The following is a 16,536-nucleotide window of genomic DNA, read 5'->3' as shown; positions in this document are numbered from 1 at the left end:
TTGCATAGCACGATTGGATATGTGTCACCCTTTGAGTTTGAAAAGCGGTATTATGATAATTTAATCCTGTCAGGTATTGCTGCCTGACTCAAGTAAATAAGTCTCCGATAAAGTCGGGGCGGTTCAATACTTATTTATGAATACGAAAAACGTTTCAATTGCTTGATTCAGAATATACGCTGACGTATTGACCCTATCCTTAGAGTGAAAAAGGAATAACCTGTGAAGCTCAAGGCATAATTCATTATCAAGTTCAAAGCCTGAAATACTTAAATATCTTGCTTTAATAACATGACCAGAGGATGTTTCAACAGATATAACATTCCGAATATCTCCTTCATTCACGACTAGTCTTTCCCCATTCTTCTTCAATGATTAGTTCTAAATCCATTAAGGAACCATTATTGTTAATGACAATGTCTCCTTGTTTTATTTCTATTCCTCTTTCAGAGGAGTGACTTATAACTTTTGCTGCATTGTCTCGCTTAACGTGCCATATATTGCCGTTGTGAGACCGTATAAAGTCAGCCTCATTCTCAAATCTAACATCTTTGATTACAACAATTTTTTCTTTTCCATAAGCTGGAATTTCCCTTGAAGGGAGAGTCAAAGGTATTTCTGATCTTAATAAGCCATAGTTACTGAATTCTAAGTAAGCATGACTATAGAGAAATTCAATCATTTGATTTGGTGTCATATCCCAATAGTTATGATTATTCTCTAGTAATAAAGGATTCCATGCTTCTTCTTGAGTAATCCCAAAAATAGCTTGCGCAGCCAACCTGAAAGGGGCTTTGGGGTCGGTAAAGTCAATTCGCAATTTATCAAATTTATTGGTTTCATTTTGGTTAAATGCCAAGTTTGCTCTTAATAACCAATGATCAGAATTCAATTCTCTAAGCCAATCAGTTCCAACTGTTTGAAAAATTTTTCTAGGTGACCATCCCCAATGAGGGATTATTTTCTCTTTAAGATCATCATCCCAAGTTTCGGCATCGGTTAGCCCAAATAATATTTGGCATCCAATTTTTAACGGGTCGGCTAAGGCATATGTAGTTACATCTTCATGTTTTAATAATATAGAAGCTACTGTGTCTTTACCTGATCTAGCTATAGCTGCAATTCCAATTACTTTAGTCATTCTTAATTTGCTTCCCATCACCTAAGCTTAATTTCTATAAAAACATCTCTTATTAAGCTATATTGTTTTAGACTTTAAATAAGGTTGTTTGTTTTATAGCATATTAGTAGTTTACATTATAGTATATACGGATATAAAGCTTATTAGTTTACAAATTGTTAGAACGGAAGACAAGACTCTACTATTGCGTATCAGGGCTTTGGGCGTGCATATGGTGATGAGCTGGTACGCGGCAAAATCGATATGCTCATCAAACAATTTGTGACGCAGCTTCCTGAGCTGACATTGTGGTTGGATTTGCCAGTAGCAGAGGGCATGAAACGTGCCAACAAGCGCAGTGCGGCAGATCGTTTTGAGCAGCAGGCTACCGAGTTTTTTACTTGGGTGCATACTGGTTTTAGTCAGCTTGCGAGTGAGTATCCTGAGCGTATACAGCGTATTGATGCATCGGGCAGTACGGATGATGTGAGTGCGCGTATATGGCAAACGGTTATAGATAGATTCGATATCAAATAATTAAATTTTGCCAAGTAGATTTATACGGCAGTTGGATGTATCGATAGTTAGTTAGACAGTTAGCCAGTCAGTTAGCACTAATAAAAAGCCCCAGCATATTGCTGGGGCTTTTTATTAAGGTAAATCTTTCATTATCAAATCAATAAAGTGGATAACTATGCACGTTATTTGTCATCTATTTTATCTACTTTTACATCCTCAGTAGTAGCGATAGAGGCATCGCTATCCTGAGCAGAGTCAGGTAGACGATTTGGGTCAAGTGCTCCTTTTTTGTTTTTGGGCGCACTACCATTGCCATTACTGTTCGTAGAGGTTTTGGTCTTCGAAGTCGCTGTCGAGTTTGCAGACATGACGCCTTTATTATCCACATTAGTAGCAGACGTTTTTGGCTCTTCTACTGGCCCACTTTTCTCTACAGTAGTGCTAGAAGGTGACTTAGTCTCAGTGCTACTGCTTTGGGTAGTTGATGACTGATTGGCAGTGTTTTGTTCATCACTTTTATCACTATCTACCGAAGGCTCTGGCGCTGCTGTCTGGCTATCGTCAGGGCTAGGCTCCTGCTCTTTGCGCTTTTCAGGGGCTTTTGAGTTTGACTCAAAGTTAGCATCAGCTGCCATGCGAGCCTGCTCTTGCTTAGGCGTTACATCGACTGGCTTTGGCTGTACTTCATCGTCTACCACTAGCGATATAAGCTTACGGTCACGAGGGACAGTACCGTCAAACTTATCGGTGATGACGTGCAGTTTACCTTCTTTGTCGACGGTATATAGCGGTACGAATTGCTTATTATCCGCTTTATACTGCTCAAAGCTATAGCTATCCGTGATGTTCGTAATCTTAATTCGAGCTTTTTTGGACAGCATACTGGCAAGCTTGGTATAGGTCACGTCTTTGCCAAACAACCACTGTGAGTGGAAGTTCGATTGCTTGTCATCACGCTCGCTTTTGACTTTTTCGTCACTGAATTTAAGACGATATAGCTTACGCTCACCAAATTCATGACGATAATGAATCTCGGACAACGTGTTCATTTCTTTGTCCATACTCATCGCAAACAAGCGACCAATACCGATTAGATCCAGATGATGATCTGCGTGATCAGAGATAGGGTTGCCAAAGTAAGTACGCAGACCGCTCATGCGTGCGCGTGCAATATTAGTGTAGTTGTTGTGCGCAACGATAACGTCGAAGCCTTGGTCTTTTAGAGAGGTAGCAATCAATAATGCAATTGGGTTTGAGCCAACGATAAGGATACCGTTAGTCTCAGGCTCACGTACGCCTAGTAGATTACCGACGACCTTTGCGCCTAGACCCTGAATCATGACCGTACCGATGATGACCATAAATACGAGAGGTACAAGTAGCTCTACGCCTTGGATATCATACTCTTGCAAACGAATCGCAAACAGTGATGAGATAGCAGCAGCGACGATACCACGTGGGCCAATCCAGCTAATCATCAGCTTTTCATTGGTCTTAAGGTTAGAGCCGATAGCTGATGCCCAGACTGATAGTGGACGTGCGACAAACATTACGATAGCGAGCAGCACTAGTCCTGCAAAACCAACGCTGAGCAAGCTTGCCAACTCTACACGCGCTGCCAGAATAATAAATAGCACTGAAATCAGCAAAATGGTTAACGATTCATTGAACTCTAAAATCGTCTCACGGGGAAATTTTGGCCAGTTTGCCAATGCCACGCCCAATACTGTGACGGTCAATAGACCTGATTCATGCTCTAAATGATTCGATATTGAGAATAACACCAGTACAAATGCTAGAGTAAAAACATTACGCAAGAACTCAGGAATCATATGACGGCGCATAAGGAATGCAAGTAGCCAAGCGCCCGCCATACCCATTGCCGTTGCCAATACGACAATCTTAGCAAATAGTAGAATACTACTGGCTTCACCGCCTGAGATAATGTACTCATAGACCAATACCACAGCGATAGCGCCGATTGGGTCAATGATAATACCTTCCCATTTCAAAATGTTGGAAATGGTTTTGTTAGGGCGTACACTACGCAGCAGTGGCATAATGACCGTTGGACCAGTCACACAGACCAGTGCACCGAAGAGTAGAGCAATCAATGGATCGACATCGAATAGTAAATAAGTCGATAGGGCCACGATAGCAATCGTAATCAGTACACCGACCGATACTAGCATCTGTACCACGGTACCATGTTGCTTAATCTCATCAAACTCTAGCGTTAACGATCCTTCAAATAGGATAATCGCTACGCCCAAAGATATGAAAGGAAACATCAGCTCGCCTAATACCAGATCTGGGTCAAATACACCCAGCACTGGCCCGACGATAATACCAATCAGTAATAAAAATAAAATGGATGGTTGCTTTAAATACCAAGCCAACCATTGGGCGGCAATGCCAATCCCAACCACGCCGGATAGCAAAAGGGCGGTATCCATAAATTAATCCTTTTATAATCTTGTCATATTTTATATCTATCGATAGCTGTTATAAGATAGTTGCTACCGTTTATTTAACAATAAGTTGTTATCCGTTTTTGTTGTAGCCAAGCCATCGCACTGATAGCCCTCATGAATCACAACATAAGCTAGATATGATATAACTACTATAAAGTAGCAAAGACAAAAGCGTTTCTAGATAAATCACAATACGCTAGAAATGCAAAAGATGGAAAACAAGAGTGATGATAGCCAGTTCATAAGTCTGCAATAAACAGCCTTATATACAAGCTAACTTTTGTTTGTTTAGTAAAATATTTGGTTTGACATCATACCATGATTTTATTTCAAGCTGATGTAAGCCGTACCTGCTAAAAAGCTATGTCACGACCATAAAAGTATACGAAGCCCGTATGAAATAACGCTGCCTTGGGTTATCCTGCACTCTGCAAAAGACATCAGCATAATACTTTAAGTTTTTATTTATCATACAGTAGCAGCGTGGGGCATGCACGTCGCGCACAGGATAATAGTGTTAGCGCCATGAAATGTCATATACTGATCGCTGAGAGTATTTATTTTTATAAGACGCTATTAACCATGTTCTACACTATTAACCATCTTTTAAAGACCGGCACTCTATAAGTATTCAAGTAGTGAGTAGTAATAAAGGTAAGCGTAAAGTAACGGCTAAATAGCTATGACAATAGGTTCGAATAAAAGTGCTGCGCCGCATAAATAGATAAAAGAATATAATTTCACCAAATAGTAACGAATAGGGGCATGCCGCTTGGTGTAGTCGCTATCGCTGACAATCATAACGTGGCTGTTAATAACAGCGATTACTCATATGGAGGACACAAAATGCCTATCAATATGTTCAAAGGACAGACCACTGCCACTATGCAGCGCTGGTTACAACGTAGTGCGCTGGCACTTGCTGTTAGTACCGCGATGTTCGCTAGTATCAACGTCACGACGATAAACAGTGCTCAGGCTGCAGTCACTACGGCTGATTTCTCTGGTTTGGTGCAACAAGTCACGCCAGCAGTGGCACGCGTCAATGTTACCAAAACGATTAGCGAAGCCGAGCTCGCTAAGGCTCAGACTGCTGAAGTGTTACGTCAGTTCTTTGGTGATCGTCTACGTATTCCTGATCGAGTCGCGACGCCAGCGATTGAACATGCTTATGGTACGGCCTTTTTTATTACCTCCAATGGATACATGCTGACCAATCATCATGTCATCGCAGGTGCGGACAAAATCACTGTGACGCTCAATGATAGAACCGAGCTTGATGCAACCTTAGTCGGTAGTGACGAGCGCTCAGATGTGGCCGTGCTAAAAGTTGAGGGCAATCAATTTCCAGCCCTGCCTATCGGCGACTCAAGTGGTCTAAAAGTAGGAGAGCCAGTATTAGCAATTGGTTCGCCATTTGGTTTTGATTACTCAGCCTCTGCTGGTATTGTCAGTGCCAAGTCGCGTAGCTTCTCGCGTGAGACAAGCGTGCCATTTATTCAAACGGATGTGGCACTAAACCCTGGTAACTCTGGCGGGCCACTATTTAATCAGCGCGGCGAAGTGATTGGTATCAATTCGCGCATTTTTAGTGGTACTGGCGGTTATATGGGACTGTCATTCTCTATCCCTATTGACGCTGCCATGGACATTTATGAGCAGCTAAAAAACGACGGTGAAGTGGCGCGTGCATATCTAGGAATCTATCCACAAGATATCGATCGCAATCTGGCCGAGGCTTATAATTTAGAGCGCCCTCAAGGTGCCTTACTGACTCGTGTATCACCAGATTCACCAGCACAAAAATCAGGCCTAAAACCTGGCGACATCATTCTGCAATACAATGACGTACAAATCATGGAGGCATCTGATTTGCTGAACTTGCTCAACCGAGCGCGTCCAAGCGATTCCTTCCGTGCACGGATTCAGCGTAACGGTAAGCAGATGGTGATTAACGGTAAGCTCGCTTATGCGCCCAATGATGTAAGAGCACAGAGCGGTGATGAGCAAAATGATGATGTGCAGTTGGGCTTGCGTTTACGAGATTTGACGGCAGATGAACAAGCAGAAATAGCCGTCGATAATAAAACGGGCATATTGGTTACCACGGTGGATCCTACTGGATTGGCCGCGCGCTCAGGTATTCTGGCAGGTGATGTCATCACTAACTTTCATCAAAAGCCGATCGAAACAGTGGCAGACTTTTCAGGTGCTATCTCATCTCTTCCTAAAAAAGGCGTAGTCACTATAGAAGTTATACGCCAAGGCATTCCTGCTATTATTGGTCTACGTATTGAGTAGGTGTCATGATTAAAGCGTGACTGTTGATATTGCTAATAACGTAACTCAGATTACGGTGCAGAGTATAAAGGCAGCGCGCACGTCAATAATTGTGCTTGTCTATCATGGAGGTCGACCTCTATAATGTTTGGTTTTTTATCAAACAGCTAAGAGTGAGACCTCAACAGCAATCCATTCGTTAAGTGAGTTATTGATCAATCAATAGGCTCTAAGGTGGGCCGAGTCGCTTAGTAGGCTCGTACCATTATGCAACCGCTAGGTAATTATGACTGACCCCGCTCTACATACGCTTATTACAACGACGTCAGCAGCATTGCTAGCGTACATTGCACTGTGGTCAGGGCTACAAACGTTTAATGCCAATCCTACCAAGCGCTTTATGCGCGTTTGGGTGAAGCTCGCATTATATTATGCCGCTTATACGATGCCTGTTTGGGCGATATTGCTTATCATGGTTTGGTCACAGGACCTGATGCCGATGTTAGCGCAGCTATCACTACCTGCTGTACTGATGGCAATATTGATGATGGGTTTATACTTTTATACTGTCATTGTACAACCCAACCGCTTACGACTAGACCATCATTCTATTGACTTAGATTTGTCTACACCGCTCAAAGTCGCCGTATTGGCAGATTTGCGTATAGGGATATACGGTGGTAAGCCGCGTCATATTCGCAAGCTGGTCTCTACTATCAACGCCTTGTCAGCAGATGCCGTACTGATTACGGGCGACTGGCTATATTATCCAAGTGCAGACTTGGTGGGTCAATTAATGCTATTTAAAGGGGTCAATAAACCTGTTTATACGGTCATGAGCACCTCGGACTTGCGTTATCAATCTATGAATACGACCAAGCAAGGTCAGCCGCTACTAGAAGATACATTGGCCAGTACTTTCGATGTGCTCGATATTAACTATATCGGTCAGCAATGTACGTCATTGCCACTCAAGTGTGCAAAAGCAACAAATCAGCAGTCAATCGTCAACCAGTCTAATAATCAAACTAATAATCAAGATAGTGTTGAGCCAGAAGATTCGAATATAAATCCATTAGTAGCGGTGCTTTGTGGCTGGCAAGATGTACCCAAGCAATCTACAGATATTGAAACGTCAGAGGCGACTGATAAAGCAATGCTTGGAACAGAGATTGCCAATGCCACCAGTCCAGTGATTATCTTGGCATCACGATTTGATAGTATCAGTGATCTGCCAAAATCTTTACAGCCACGCCCTTTATTGATAACAGGCGCTGCAAAGGCTATTCAAAAAAATATCCTGTTTGCTCAAAAACAGAACGATATTCGACGCAGTAGTGAACAGTCAGCATTGCTATATAACAGTCGTATGGGTAAGCAGCGCGGCCTATACCAACATGCAAGTGCACAGATATTTGTCAGTAGCGGCATCGGTACGAGAGGGTTGCCTTTTCGATTCTATCGACCTACTATCGATGTGTTGACGATTCGTTAATATTACATAAGAGACTTATCAGCGCACGTTGATTACGCTAAACTGCTCCTGTAGTAGTGCGATTATTTATTCGCAAGGTTTTAGGCCAAGCTTTATAAATTTAAGCAAAAAATAATGCCCATTTTTTGGTACTAAAATTATGTGCTGACTGCCAATTGATTGATAGCGGTCAAATCAAAATATGCTACACTAACGAGCACTCTTATTATTATATTTCTGTCGGCTAGTAGGTACGCCTATTACTCTTGGTAAATTGCCATCACGATACTGATATCGTAAATATAATAATCTATGATACAAACGCTATTATAGTAAGTAGAGACGCAGCATTAATATCAAGTAAGTTACGCCATCAGCGTTTATCAACGCACACAAATAAATGGCCACTTGCAAACGACCTATCATGTGACAGCTTTAATAAAAGCTAGGATAATACAGTAAGGCACGGTTATGAGCACAGCATACGACGAGATCAAAACCCGACTACAAGGCTCAATGGTAGCTTTGGTAACGCCCATGCACCCTGACGGTAAGGTCGATTATAAACGTCTCGCAGATCTCATAGATTGGCAGATCGAGCAGGGCACACACTGCCTTGTGGCTGTTGGTACTACTGGTGAATCAGCGACCCTATCTATGCAAGAGCATAGCGATGTCATTCGCTATTTTGTCCAGCATGTTAAAGGTCGTGTACCGGTCATCGCGGGTACTGGTGCCAACAACACGATGGAAGCCATCAAGCTGACTCAGGATGCTGCCGATGCAGGTGCGGACTGTGCGTTGCTAGTCGCTCCTTACTACAATAAGCCACCACAAGAAGGCTTATTCCAGCATTATCAAGCCATTGCCAAAGCCGTAAATATACCGCAAATGCTGTATAACGTGCCTGGACGTACAGTGGTTGATATCGCTCAAGAAACGGTTGAGCGTTTGTGTGACATCGATAATATCGTTGCTATCAAAGATGCGACAGGATCTGTCGGTCGCGGTGAGCAATTGATCAAAGCCGTTGGTGACAGAATGGTTGTATTATCTGGTGATGATGGCACTGCGCTTGATCTAATGAAAGTAGGTGGCAAAGGTAATATCTCAGTCACTGCTAACGTGGCGCCAAAAGCCATGAGTGAGACTTTTTCTGCAGGTTTACGTGGTGACTTTGAAGCGGCTGGTAAAATCCATGACGTGGTCAAACATTTGCACCGTGACCTATTTATCGAATCAAGCCCTATCCCAGCGAAGTACGCCTTGCATAAAATGGGCATTATCGATAAAGGTATCCGTCTGCCATTGGTTTGGCTCGCCGAGCAGCATCATGCGACTATCGATGAAGCATTGGTTCGAGCAAACATACGATAAATTGATATTTAGCCAATTGATATTCGGCGATTTTAGATTTGTTGCTAGTTCGATGATTGATATTCGAGCTAGTAGCAAGTCAACTTATAATGATAAGTCAATCGCCTACATGAGCAATAACTGCTAACTCAGAGAGACAACATGATGACATTATCATCAAAAACAGTATCATCAAAGACGACAAAACTACTTCCAGCAATGCTGACCTTGGTTTTGGGTAGCACTTTGGTATTAAGCGGCTGTCAAGCGACCAAAAACCTGCTTGGTAAACGTGACAACGGCAGCTTAGATTATCAACAAAGCAAAAAGCTTGCACCGATAGAGCTACCTGCTGCCCAAGAAACGGCACCCTTTGTACCTTTATATTCAACACCTAATGCTGGGGCAAACACGCTCCAACTACAAAATGAGTCAGGCAATCAGTATCAGCTGCCAAAACCTCAGCGTGCTGTTAGCAACACTTCGAACTAAACTTACTCCCTTATCTATATCGCTGACAGTTGCGTTTTTTATCATAGCCGCAAACCATGTATCTTACATCAGTCAGCGGTAGCTGCGCGTTTTTACCACATAAGCTTGAACGAACAGGAACCCCCATAATGCAAAAGCAACAACTGCTGTATAAAGGTAAAGCCAAATCTGTCTATGAAACAGAAGACAATGATCTTCTGATTTTGCACTTCCGTGATGATACCTCAGCGCTTGATGGTAAGCGTATCGAACAATTAGCACGTAAAGGTGTGGTTAATAACCGCTTTAATGCTTTTATCATGCAAAAATTGTCTGATGCTGGTATCGAAACACATTTTGAAAAGCAATTGTCTGATGACGAAGTGTTGGTTAAACGCTTGAACATGATTCCTGTAGAGTGCGTGGTGCGTAACTTTGCAGCTGGTAGTTTGGTGCGTCGTTTAGGCTTAGAAGAAGGTCAGGCATTGACGCCGCCAACTTATGAGCTGTTTTATAAAGATGATGCGCTAGGTGATCCGATGGTTAACGAATCACTTTCTGTATCTCTTGGCTGGGCGACCAAAGAGCAATTGGCTAAGATGGAAGAGCTGACCTATCAAGTCAACGATGTATTAAAGGCATTGTTTGATGCGGGTGATTTAATCCTAGTTGATTTTAAACTAGAGTTTGGCATATTCCATGACCGTATCGTATTAGGTGACGAGTTCTCACCAGATGGCTGCCGTATCTGGGATAAGAACACTAAGAAGAAACTTGATAAAGACCGTTTCCGTCAGTCATTAGGTGATGTGATTGAAGCTTATGAAGAAGTGGCTGACCGTATTGGTGTGCCATTAAAATAAGTATCTGATACTGAACATAAAATAAAAGACTGAGCCATGTGCTCAGTTTTTTTATGGCATTATATTCATAATGGTACTCTAGTGAGGACTTGAACCTTCAGCTGTAGGCTACTAGTATCAATATTTTAACTCGCTGAAATACTCACAGGGTACTTCATGGTGTACTTACCATACATATTCTATTAGTGATCGGTGCGCTATACAGGCATCGAACTGGCATAAAACAATGAAAAATATCGTTTCTATTATAAAAACTGTTTTTATTATAATGGTAATATCATTTCTTTCACTAATTTGGTGGACTTTTTACACAGACGGCTATATAGGATTCGGGGGTAAAACGCCATCCAGAGAAGATAGACCGTCAATGCAAGAAGTTGCCTCATTACTAGATGATGTAACTAAAGGGCTTCCTCTCGCAAATCGAAATACTAAGAGATCAAAAGATATGGTTAGGGCCGCAGTCAAAGTTTATGAAAACCCGACTCGAACAACTGTTAATCGATTAATGCAAAATATTACTAGCCAAAAAATTTGGAAAGAGATGCCTACAGAAGACTCTAATAGTCAAGAATATTGCTATGATCAGTATAGTCTTATTACTAATAAAGAAAATGATGATGACATTGTATTAAATAAAGGTACAGTTCAATATTTATTCGTACATGTATCTTGGACAGATTTTAGCCCTTGTCGTAAAGCCTATCTTGAGCGTTTAAATTCTAAAGCATTCTAAATAGATTTTAGCCTTGATTTGGATATACCCCAATAGAACCAGTTATTTTACCCTCCAAACCTATTAACAGACTACTTAAAATAGACCACTATAATGGAACCACTTATAACAGACTATAATTCCTATCCATTTATCAACAGTATCACTCTTCAGCCATAGGCTTATCATTTAACTCGTATAAAAAATCAAACATAGCGCCAACACTGTCCTCGATACCTTGTCTTACTTTTATGCTAATTTGTTAGTACTTACTCATATCAATTAGACCATAAAAATAAGAAAAGGTTTCGCTAATGTCTACTGCTTCATCAACTGTTTTAGAGCCAGCTTGGTTTACGCGTCCAACCTGTGTGGTGGCCGCTGATTTGGTGGGTAAGGTGGTTTGTAGAAAGCTGATCGACAGCGACGGATCAGAAAAAGTTTTGCGAATGCGTATTTCTGAGACAGAAGCCTATATTGGTCAAGATGACCCCGCCTGCCATTCACATGCAGGTACTCGAACGGCGCGCACAGAGATTATGTATGAGCAAGGTGGCGTGTTCTATGTCTATCTGACCTATGGCGTGCATCATATGCTAAATTTGATTAGTGGTGCTGTAGAGTCACCTGAATCGGTGCTGATCCGCGCTGGGTTTTTGACCGATGATAGTGACCGTCTGATCGAAGAGCAACAACTCAGTCCAGATAAGCAATTTACACATTCTAAGCAGTTCGCAGGCCCTGGTAAATTGACCAAACGCTTGCAGATTGATCGCGATTTATATGGCAAACCTGTTTCGCCGACATCCGAAGTTTGGATAGAAGATGATGGCTGCCAGCCACCTGTATCACTACGTCCACGTATTGGTATTGATTATGCAGGTGATGCCAAAGACTGGCTGCTACGTTATATATGGACTGATCACCCTTCCTTATCTAAGAACTAGCAGGTTGAGACTCAAAACCATTCTATGAGGTAAACCTATGTATAAGTTGACCGTTTTCATTCCTGATGCAGCGTTAGAACAAGTAAAATCTGCTCTGTTTGCTGCTGGCGCTGGGAAGATTGGAAACTATGAGCAATGCTGTTGGCAGGTACAAGGAGCCGGTCAGTTTATGCCACTATCAGGTAGTACGCCGCATATCGGTCGTCACGATAGTTTAGAAACGGTCGATGAGTGGCGAGTGGAAATGGTGGTAGATGAAGCTTTTATCGATGCTACCATTGCCGCGTTAAAAGAGGCACACCCCTATGAAACGCCAGCTTATGATGTGATAAAAGTCTTGGATTTTTAGTTTTATATAGAAAGATATTAGCTTATGGAGTGTAAGACTTCTCATAAAAAAAACAAATAAGCCACTTAATGACTTATTTGGTTATAAAATTTTTGATATTTCAACTGAGTAGTAACAGTGAATATCAGAGCTTAATGATCGATTAATCTTTCTTAAGCTTAATCACGTTGTAGCTTGGGTAGCCTAGCTCGATTTTATAATCATCGCGTCCACGTTCAGCCTTTATCTTAATCTTACGATCACCATTTTTATATTTGACGTCTTTGACACGGTATCCCATGCTACGGACTTTACTAGCAGCTCGTTGCTCGACAACGGAGACATAGCTGTCTTTGTCGTTCTTTTTGTCTTTGTGTTTTTTATGGCCTTTATTGTCCTTATGAGAGTGCTCGTAAAGGTCGTCATAGCCATTGTAGCCATTCGGCGCAGTCACACAGCCTGTGGTCACTGCTAATAAAGTTGCGACTATGCTGCCAGTCGCTACCGTTTTTAATGTTGCAAATGATAGAGTCTTCATAATGATTTCCTAGTAATATATCGTTGCTCAATATGGGTAAAAGTTAAATGTACCGAGGTCATTAGCTGAAAATGCTTAAAGCGATCAATCTTTTCTGACTTTGATCACATCTAAATTTGGATAACTTAATAGTATTTCGTACTTCTGCGAACCTCGTTTGGCCTCAATCTCGAAGACGCCGCGCTTGTTTTTTTCTTCAAGCTCGATATCTTCGACACGGTAGCCCATCGCTCTTACTTTATTGATAGCACGGCGTTTGATAGCTGGGTAACGTGATTCTCTTTTAATAGTGTTTTCGACATCGCCTTTTTTATAGCGCTGACCATTCTGATAATTATCTTGATGCTTGTTTTCTTTATAGCGGCTATTATCATTTTGCGACTTATTATTGTCCCAGTTATCTGGCCATGCTTTTTTGCTTGAGCTGATGAGTCTTAGGGCAGGGTAAGTATATTTTAGCTCGTAGGCCTGGTTGTTCTTTTTAGCATAAGTCGTAAGAGCTCGATCACCACGGTAACTATCAGCTCTGATATCTATAACCTGATAGCCTTTGCGGCGCAAGTCTTGTCGAAGCTGCTGACTTACGCGATTAAAATTATTGTTTTGGCTATTATCACCACGATATACGGGCTGATTGTCATATCCTGAGCCTACAACCGCACAACTCACTGTCGTACCTAATAACGCGACGACAAGACCAGTAGATACAATGGCCTTAATAGAGAAGGGTTTTATCGTTTTCATGAGGCAATATCCTATGATGGTATTAAGTAGGCGATATATGTTGGAAATATCTATATCTGCTATAACTATAAGATTTTAAAAGTATTCTGGCGAACTAAATTAGATCGTAGTTAATAAGTATTTCTAGTAATTTATTTTTTGAAATATTTCCTTACATTGTCTATAATAGAGCACAAAACTTTGCGCTAGGTGTCATTTGCGTTAATAAGTTGTAATAATTGTGGCAAGTAAAATAGATTGTTGTAAGCATATGCTTACACACAATGACGTTTACGCGACTTAACATAAGAGTGAGAGTTAGGCATTATAGTTACACGGCATTAGGGAATGTGACTCAAGGATTGAGTTGACCGCATTAAGGATAATGATTCGATAACTAGCGTCAGGATGACAATAGCGATTGAAGTAAGGACACAGTCCCTTTGCTAATAGCAGCAAGTAATACTGAAGCTGTAGTGTAGTAAAAAGGGCAGGATGCCCAGTATCACAATATACTGAATATTTATGCAAGGATGCATGAAAAGCAGTCGTGATAGGTAACATGGATAGTTAACAATAAAACCGCATAACAATTGATTGCTATGCGGTTTTATCGTGTCTGGAGAATGGTAATTTATTTCTCCAACAGCTTATCTGTACAGTATAAATCTGCCATAAAAAAACCGCATATATTTCTATGCGGTTTTTTAGTTTATTTAGTACAGTTATTATGTGGCGAATAAGCATGCAATGAATATATTAATATTTGTTTTCTACACGCCAGTCGTCTACTTCACGCTCTGCGTCTTCTTTGGCATGACCATAACGCTCTTGTACACGGCCTACTAGTTTGTCACGGCTACCTTCGATATGGGTAAGATCGTCGTCTGTTAGCTCAGCCCATTTTTGTTTAACTGAACCTTTCATTTGGTTCCATTCGCCTTTTAGAGTATGTTCGTTCATTGTATTATTCCTTTTATTGAACTTATTGTGTTTGATTTATTTCTTAATCACTATTTTAATGCTTATTTTGCGATATCGATTACTGATACTACTATTTAGTTTTTATTCTAATTGTATTGCACAAGGATAAAGGATTGGTTCCAAATATCTTGTGAGATCAAATATAGGACTTTTCAATTCAGCTGTCTGTATATGCTATGTTTATAGTGTTACTTAATTATAGTGAGCGTTTACTAAGTGTTATATACAGGGCTGCTGTAGTAGTGCCACGTAAATTGCGTCTATTGTGCGTGATAATAATTTTTTCTATGAACTTGTTTTTTATATGAATATTAAAAAATATATTATTATTCAAAAATACTTATGTAGATAAAAAGCAGATACTCAAAAATAGAGTAGCTGCTTTTTTATTGTCTTTGAAATTGATTAAAAACTATCTCGTCGAATATTTATTCAAATAGTGATGATAGCGTTTGGTGAGTTTTTTTATTCGTATACGATCAGCAATCAATGAGAAAACTGGCGAGGCAGTTGGTTTGGGCGATTTCCCTTGTCCCATGCGTTGTAATTGTCGCTTGATGACGGCCATTGTAGCAACTGCACTTAAGGTTTTATCTTTCCAGCGTACCACAGGATTGTGAGCACTAAGCGTACTATCATTTTTCCAGTCATTCGGTAGAGCAGGGTTCATGGCTAATGCGGTTCCCATACCAACCACGTCAATCCCTTGCGCCAGTACATCTTCTGCGACAGTCAATCGTCTAACGCCACCTGTCGTCATGATAGGCATGGTAGCGACTTGAGCAATCTCTTTTGCGAAGTCTAAAAAGTACGCTTCTCGTTGCAACGTGCGACCATCTGCTGTGCTGCCTTGCATGGCTGGGCTTTCGTAGCTGCCACCTGATAGTTCAACCAAATCTACGGCCAATTCATTCATCGCTGAAATAACCACTTTGGCATCATCTGCATCAAATCCTCCGCGCTGGAAGTCGGCGGAGTTTATCTTAACAGCGACTGCAAAGGTAGGCACAACTTGAGCGCGAACGGCTTTGATTACTTCGATCAATAGTCGCATACGATTCTCAACCGAGCCGCCGTATTCATCTTTACGTTTATTGGTAAGCGGTGATAAAAATTGAGAAATTAGATAGCCGTGGGCGGCATGAATTTGCACGCCATCGAAGCCAGCTTGTTCTGCTTTTAGGGCACTATCGGCAAACCGCTGGATCAATTGTTCAATATCTTGCGGAGTCATCGCACGTGGTTTGCCAAATAGATGAGAGTGCTTACCCAAGTCAATTGCCACGTCAGAAGGTGACAGCACATCGCCGCCCATGGCAGCATATACTTGACGGCCAGGATGATTGAGCTGCATCCAAACCTGTGTATTGTTGTGCTTGGCAGCATTTGCCCATGCTCTAAAAGGCGCTATCTCACTGTGTTTGTCTAATACGACACCACCAGGCCCTGTCATAGCGCGGCCATCTACCATCACGTTTCCGGTGATTAACAGACCTGTCCCGCCTTCGGCCCAGTTTTTGTATAGACGGAGCAGAGTAGGGCCAGGAATTTGACCGACATCAGCCATGTTTTCTTCCATGGCAGCTTTCGCTAAGCGATTGGGTAATGTAGCGCCACAAGGCAGCACTAAAGGCGAGAATATAGGTGATGTCATGATAGTGGCCTAGAAATGGTTGTTTTGTGAAGCATGAGTTCTACTATGGGTTTGGCTATAGACATATGGTTTAAATGACTATAACCTTAT

15 protein-coding genes are annotated in these 16,536 nt (G+C 41.5%); 9 read left to right on the top strand and 6 right to left on the bottom strand.

Features of this window, described 5'->3' with window-relative positions; translation table 11 throughout:
* Window positions 1-337: 337 nt before the first annotated feature.
* Entirely contained in the window at window positions 338-1,141 is an 804-nt protein-coding gene (locus JMX91_RS10510; RefSeq protein ID WP_201549021.1) for a deoxynucleotide monophosphate kinase, read from the bottom strand.
* 183 nt (window positions 1,142-1,324) lie between these two features.
* Between JMX91_RS10510 and JMX91_RS10505 the strand changes: the two genes are divergently transcribed.
* Window positions 1,325-1,657 (top strand): dTMP kinase, encoded by a 333-nt coding sequence (locus tag JMX91_RS10505; protein WP_227679382.1) that lies wholly within the window; start codon window positions 1,325-1,327, stop codon window positions 1,655-1,657.
* Window positions 1,658-1,821: 164 nt separating this feature from the next.
* Here the strand turns inward: JMX91_RS10505 and JMX91_RS10500 are convergent, their stop codons facing one another.
* Window positions 1,822-4,095, bottom strand: a complete 2,274-nt coding sequence (locus JMX91_RS10500) for a cation:proton antiporter (protein WP_201549020.1) — start codon at window positions 4,093-4,095, stop codon at window positions 1,822-1,824.
* 954 nt (window positions 4,096-5,049) lie between these two features.
* On the opposite strand from JMX91_RS10500, the gene JMX91_RS10495 reads away from it, so the two are divergent.
* The 8 genes from JMX91_RS10495 to JMX91_RS10460 all read left to right on the top strand — a co-directional run bounded on the left by JMX91_RS10495 (window position 5,050) and on the right by JMX91_RS10460 (window position 12,568).
* Window positions 5,050-6,414: a Do family serine endopeptidase gene (locus JMX91_RS10495; protein ID WP_413786793.1), complete on the top strand. Its 1,365-nt coding sequence runs from the start codon at window positions 5,050-5,052 to the stop codon at window positions 6,412-6,414.
* Window positions 6,415-6,679: 265 nt separating this feature from the next.
* The gene (locus JMX91_RS10490; RefSeq protein ID WP_201549019.1) at window positions 6,680-7,888 is read left to right on the top strand and encodes a hypothetical protein; all 1,209 of its coding nucleotides are present in this window, start codon (window positions 6,680-6,682) and stop codon (window positions 7,886-7,888) included.
* 450 nt (window positions 7,889-8,338) lie between these two features.
* Window positions 8,339-9,244: a 4-hydroxy-tetrahydrodipicolinate synthase gene (dapA, locus tag JMX91_RS10485; protein ID WP_101204579.1), complete on the top strand. Its 906-nt coding sequence runs from the start codon at window positions 8,339-8,341 to the stop codon at window positions 9,242-9,244.
* A 141-nt stretch (window positions 9,245-9,385) separates the two neighbouring features.
* Window positions 9,386-9,715 (top strand): hypothetical protein, encoded by a 330-nt coding sequence (locus tag JMX91_RS10480; RefSeq protein WP_227673345.1) that lies wholly within the window; start codon window positions 9,386-9,388, stop codon window positions 9,713-9,715.
* A gap of 128 nt (window positions 9,716-9,843) precedes the next feature.
* Complete coding sequence (gene purC / locus JMX91_RS10475) at window positions 9,844-10,557, top strand: phosphoribosylaminoimidazolesuccinocarboxamide synthase (protein ID WP_201549018.1); 714 nt, start codon at window positions 9,844-9,846, stop codon at window positions 10,555-10,557.
* Window positions 10,558-10,783: 226 nt separating this feature from the next.
* Window positions 10,784-11,293, top strand: a complete 510-nt coding sequence (locus tag JMX91_RS10470; protein ID WP_201549017.1) for a hypothetical protein — start codon at window positions 10,784-10,786, stop codon at window positions 11,291-11,293.
* 293 nt (window positions 11,294-11,586) lie between these two features.
* Window positions 11,587-12,219, top strand: a complete 633-nt coding sequence (locus JMX91_RS10465) for a DNA-3-methyladenine glycosylase (protein WP_201549016.1) — start codon at window positions 11,587-11,589, stop codon at window positions 12,217-12,219.
* 37 nt (window positions 12,220-12,256) lie between these two features.
* Window positions 12,257-12,568 (top strand): NGG1p interacting factor NIF3, encoded by a 312-nt coding sequence (locus JMX91_RS10460; RefSeq protein WP_201549015.1) that lies wholly within the window; start codon window positions 12,257-12,259, stop codon window positions 12,566-12,568.
* A gap of 142 nt (window positions 12,569-12,710) precedes the next feature.
* On the opposite strand, the gene JMX91_RS10455 is transcribed toward JMX91_RS10460, so the two are convergent.
* The 4 genes from JMX91_RS10455 to JMX91_RS10440 form a co-directional block, all read right to left on the bottom strand.
* On the bottom strand, window positions 12,711-13,085 hold the full coding sequence (locus tag JMX91_RS10455; RefSeq protein WP_201549014.1) for a hypothetical protein: 375 nt from the start codon (window positions 13,083-13,085) through the stop codon (window positions 12,711-12,713).
* Window positions 13,086-13,169: 84 nt separating this feature from the next.
* Window positions 13,170-13,829, bottom strand: a complete 660-nt coding sequence (locus JMX91_RS10450) for a hypothetical protein (protein WP_201549013.1) — start codon at window positions 13,827-13,829, stop codon at window positions 13,170-13,172.
* Between the two features lie 738 nt (window positions 13,830-14,567).
* A complete protein-coding gene (locus JMX91_RS10445) occupies window positions 14,568-14,771 on the bottom strand; it encodes a CsbD family protein (protein WP_057758006.1) in 204 nt (67 codons plus the stop codon).
* Window positions 14,772-15,204: 433 nt separating this feature from the next.
* Window positions 15,205-16,446 (bottom strand): NADH:flavin oxidoreductase/NADH oxidase family protein, encoded by a 1,242-nt coding sequence (locus tag JMX91_RS10440; protein WP_201549011.1) that lies wholly within the window; start codon window positions 16,444-16,446, stop codon window positions 15,205-15,207.
* Between the last annotated feature and the right edge of the window lie 90 nt (window positions 16,447-16,536).

This window comes from Psychrobacter sp. Pi2-1 (assembly GCF_904846645.1).
Lineage (GTDB): Bacteria > Pseudomonadota > Gammaproteobacteria > Pseudomonadales > Moraxellaceae > Psychrobacter.
Note: the sequence above shows the minus strand (reverse complement) of the source record. Positions and strands in the feature narration are given on the sequence as shown.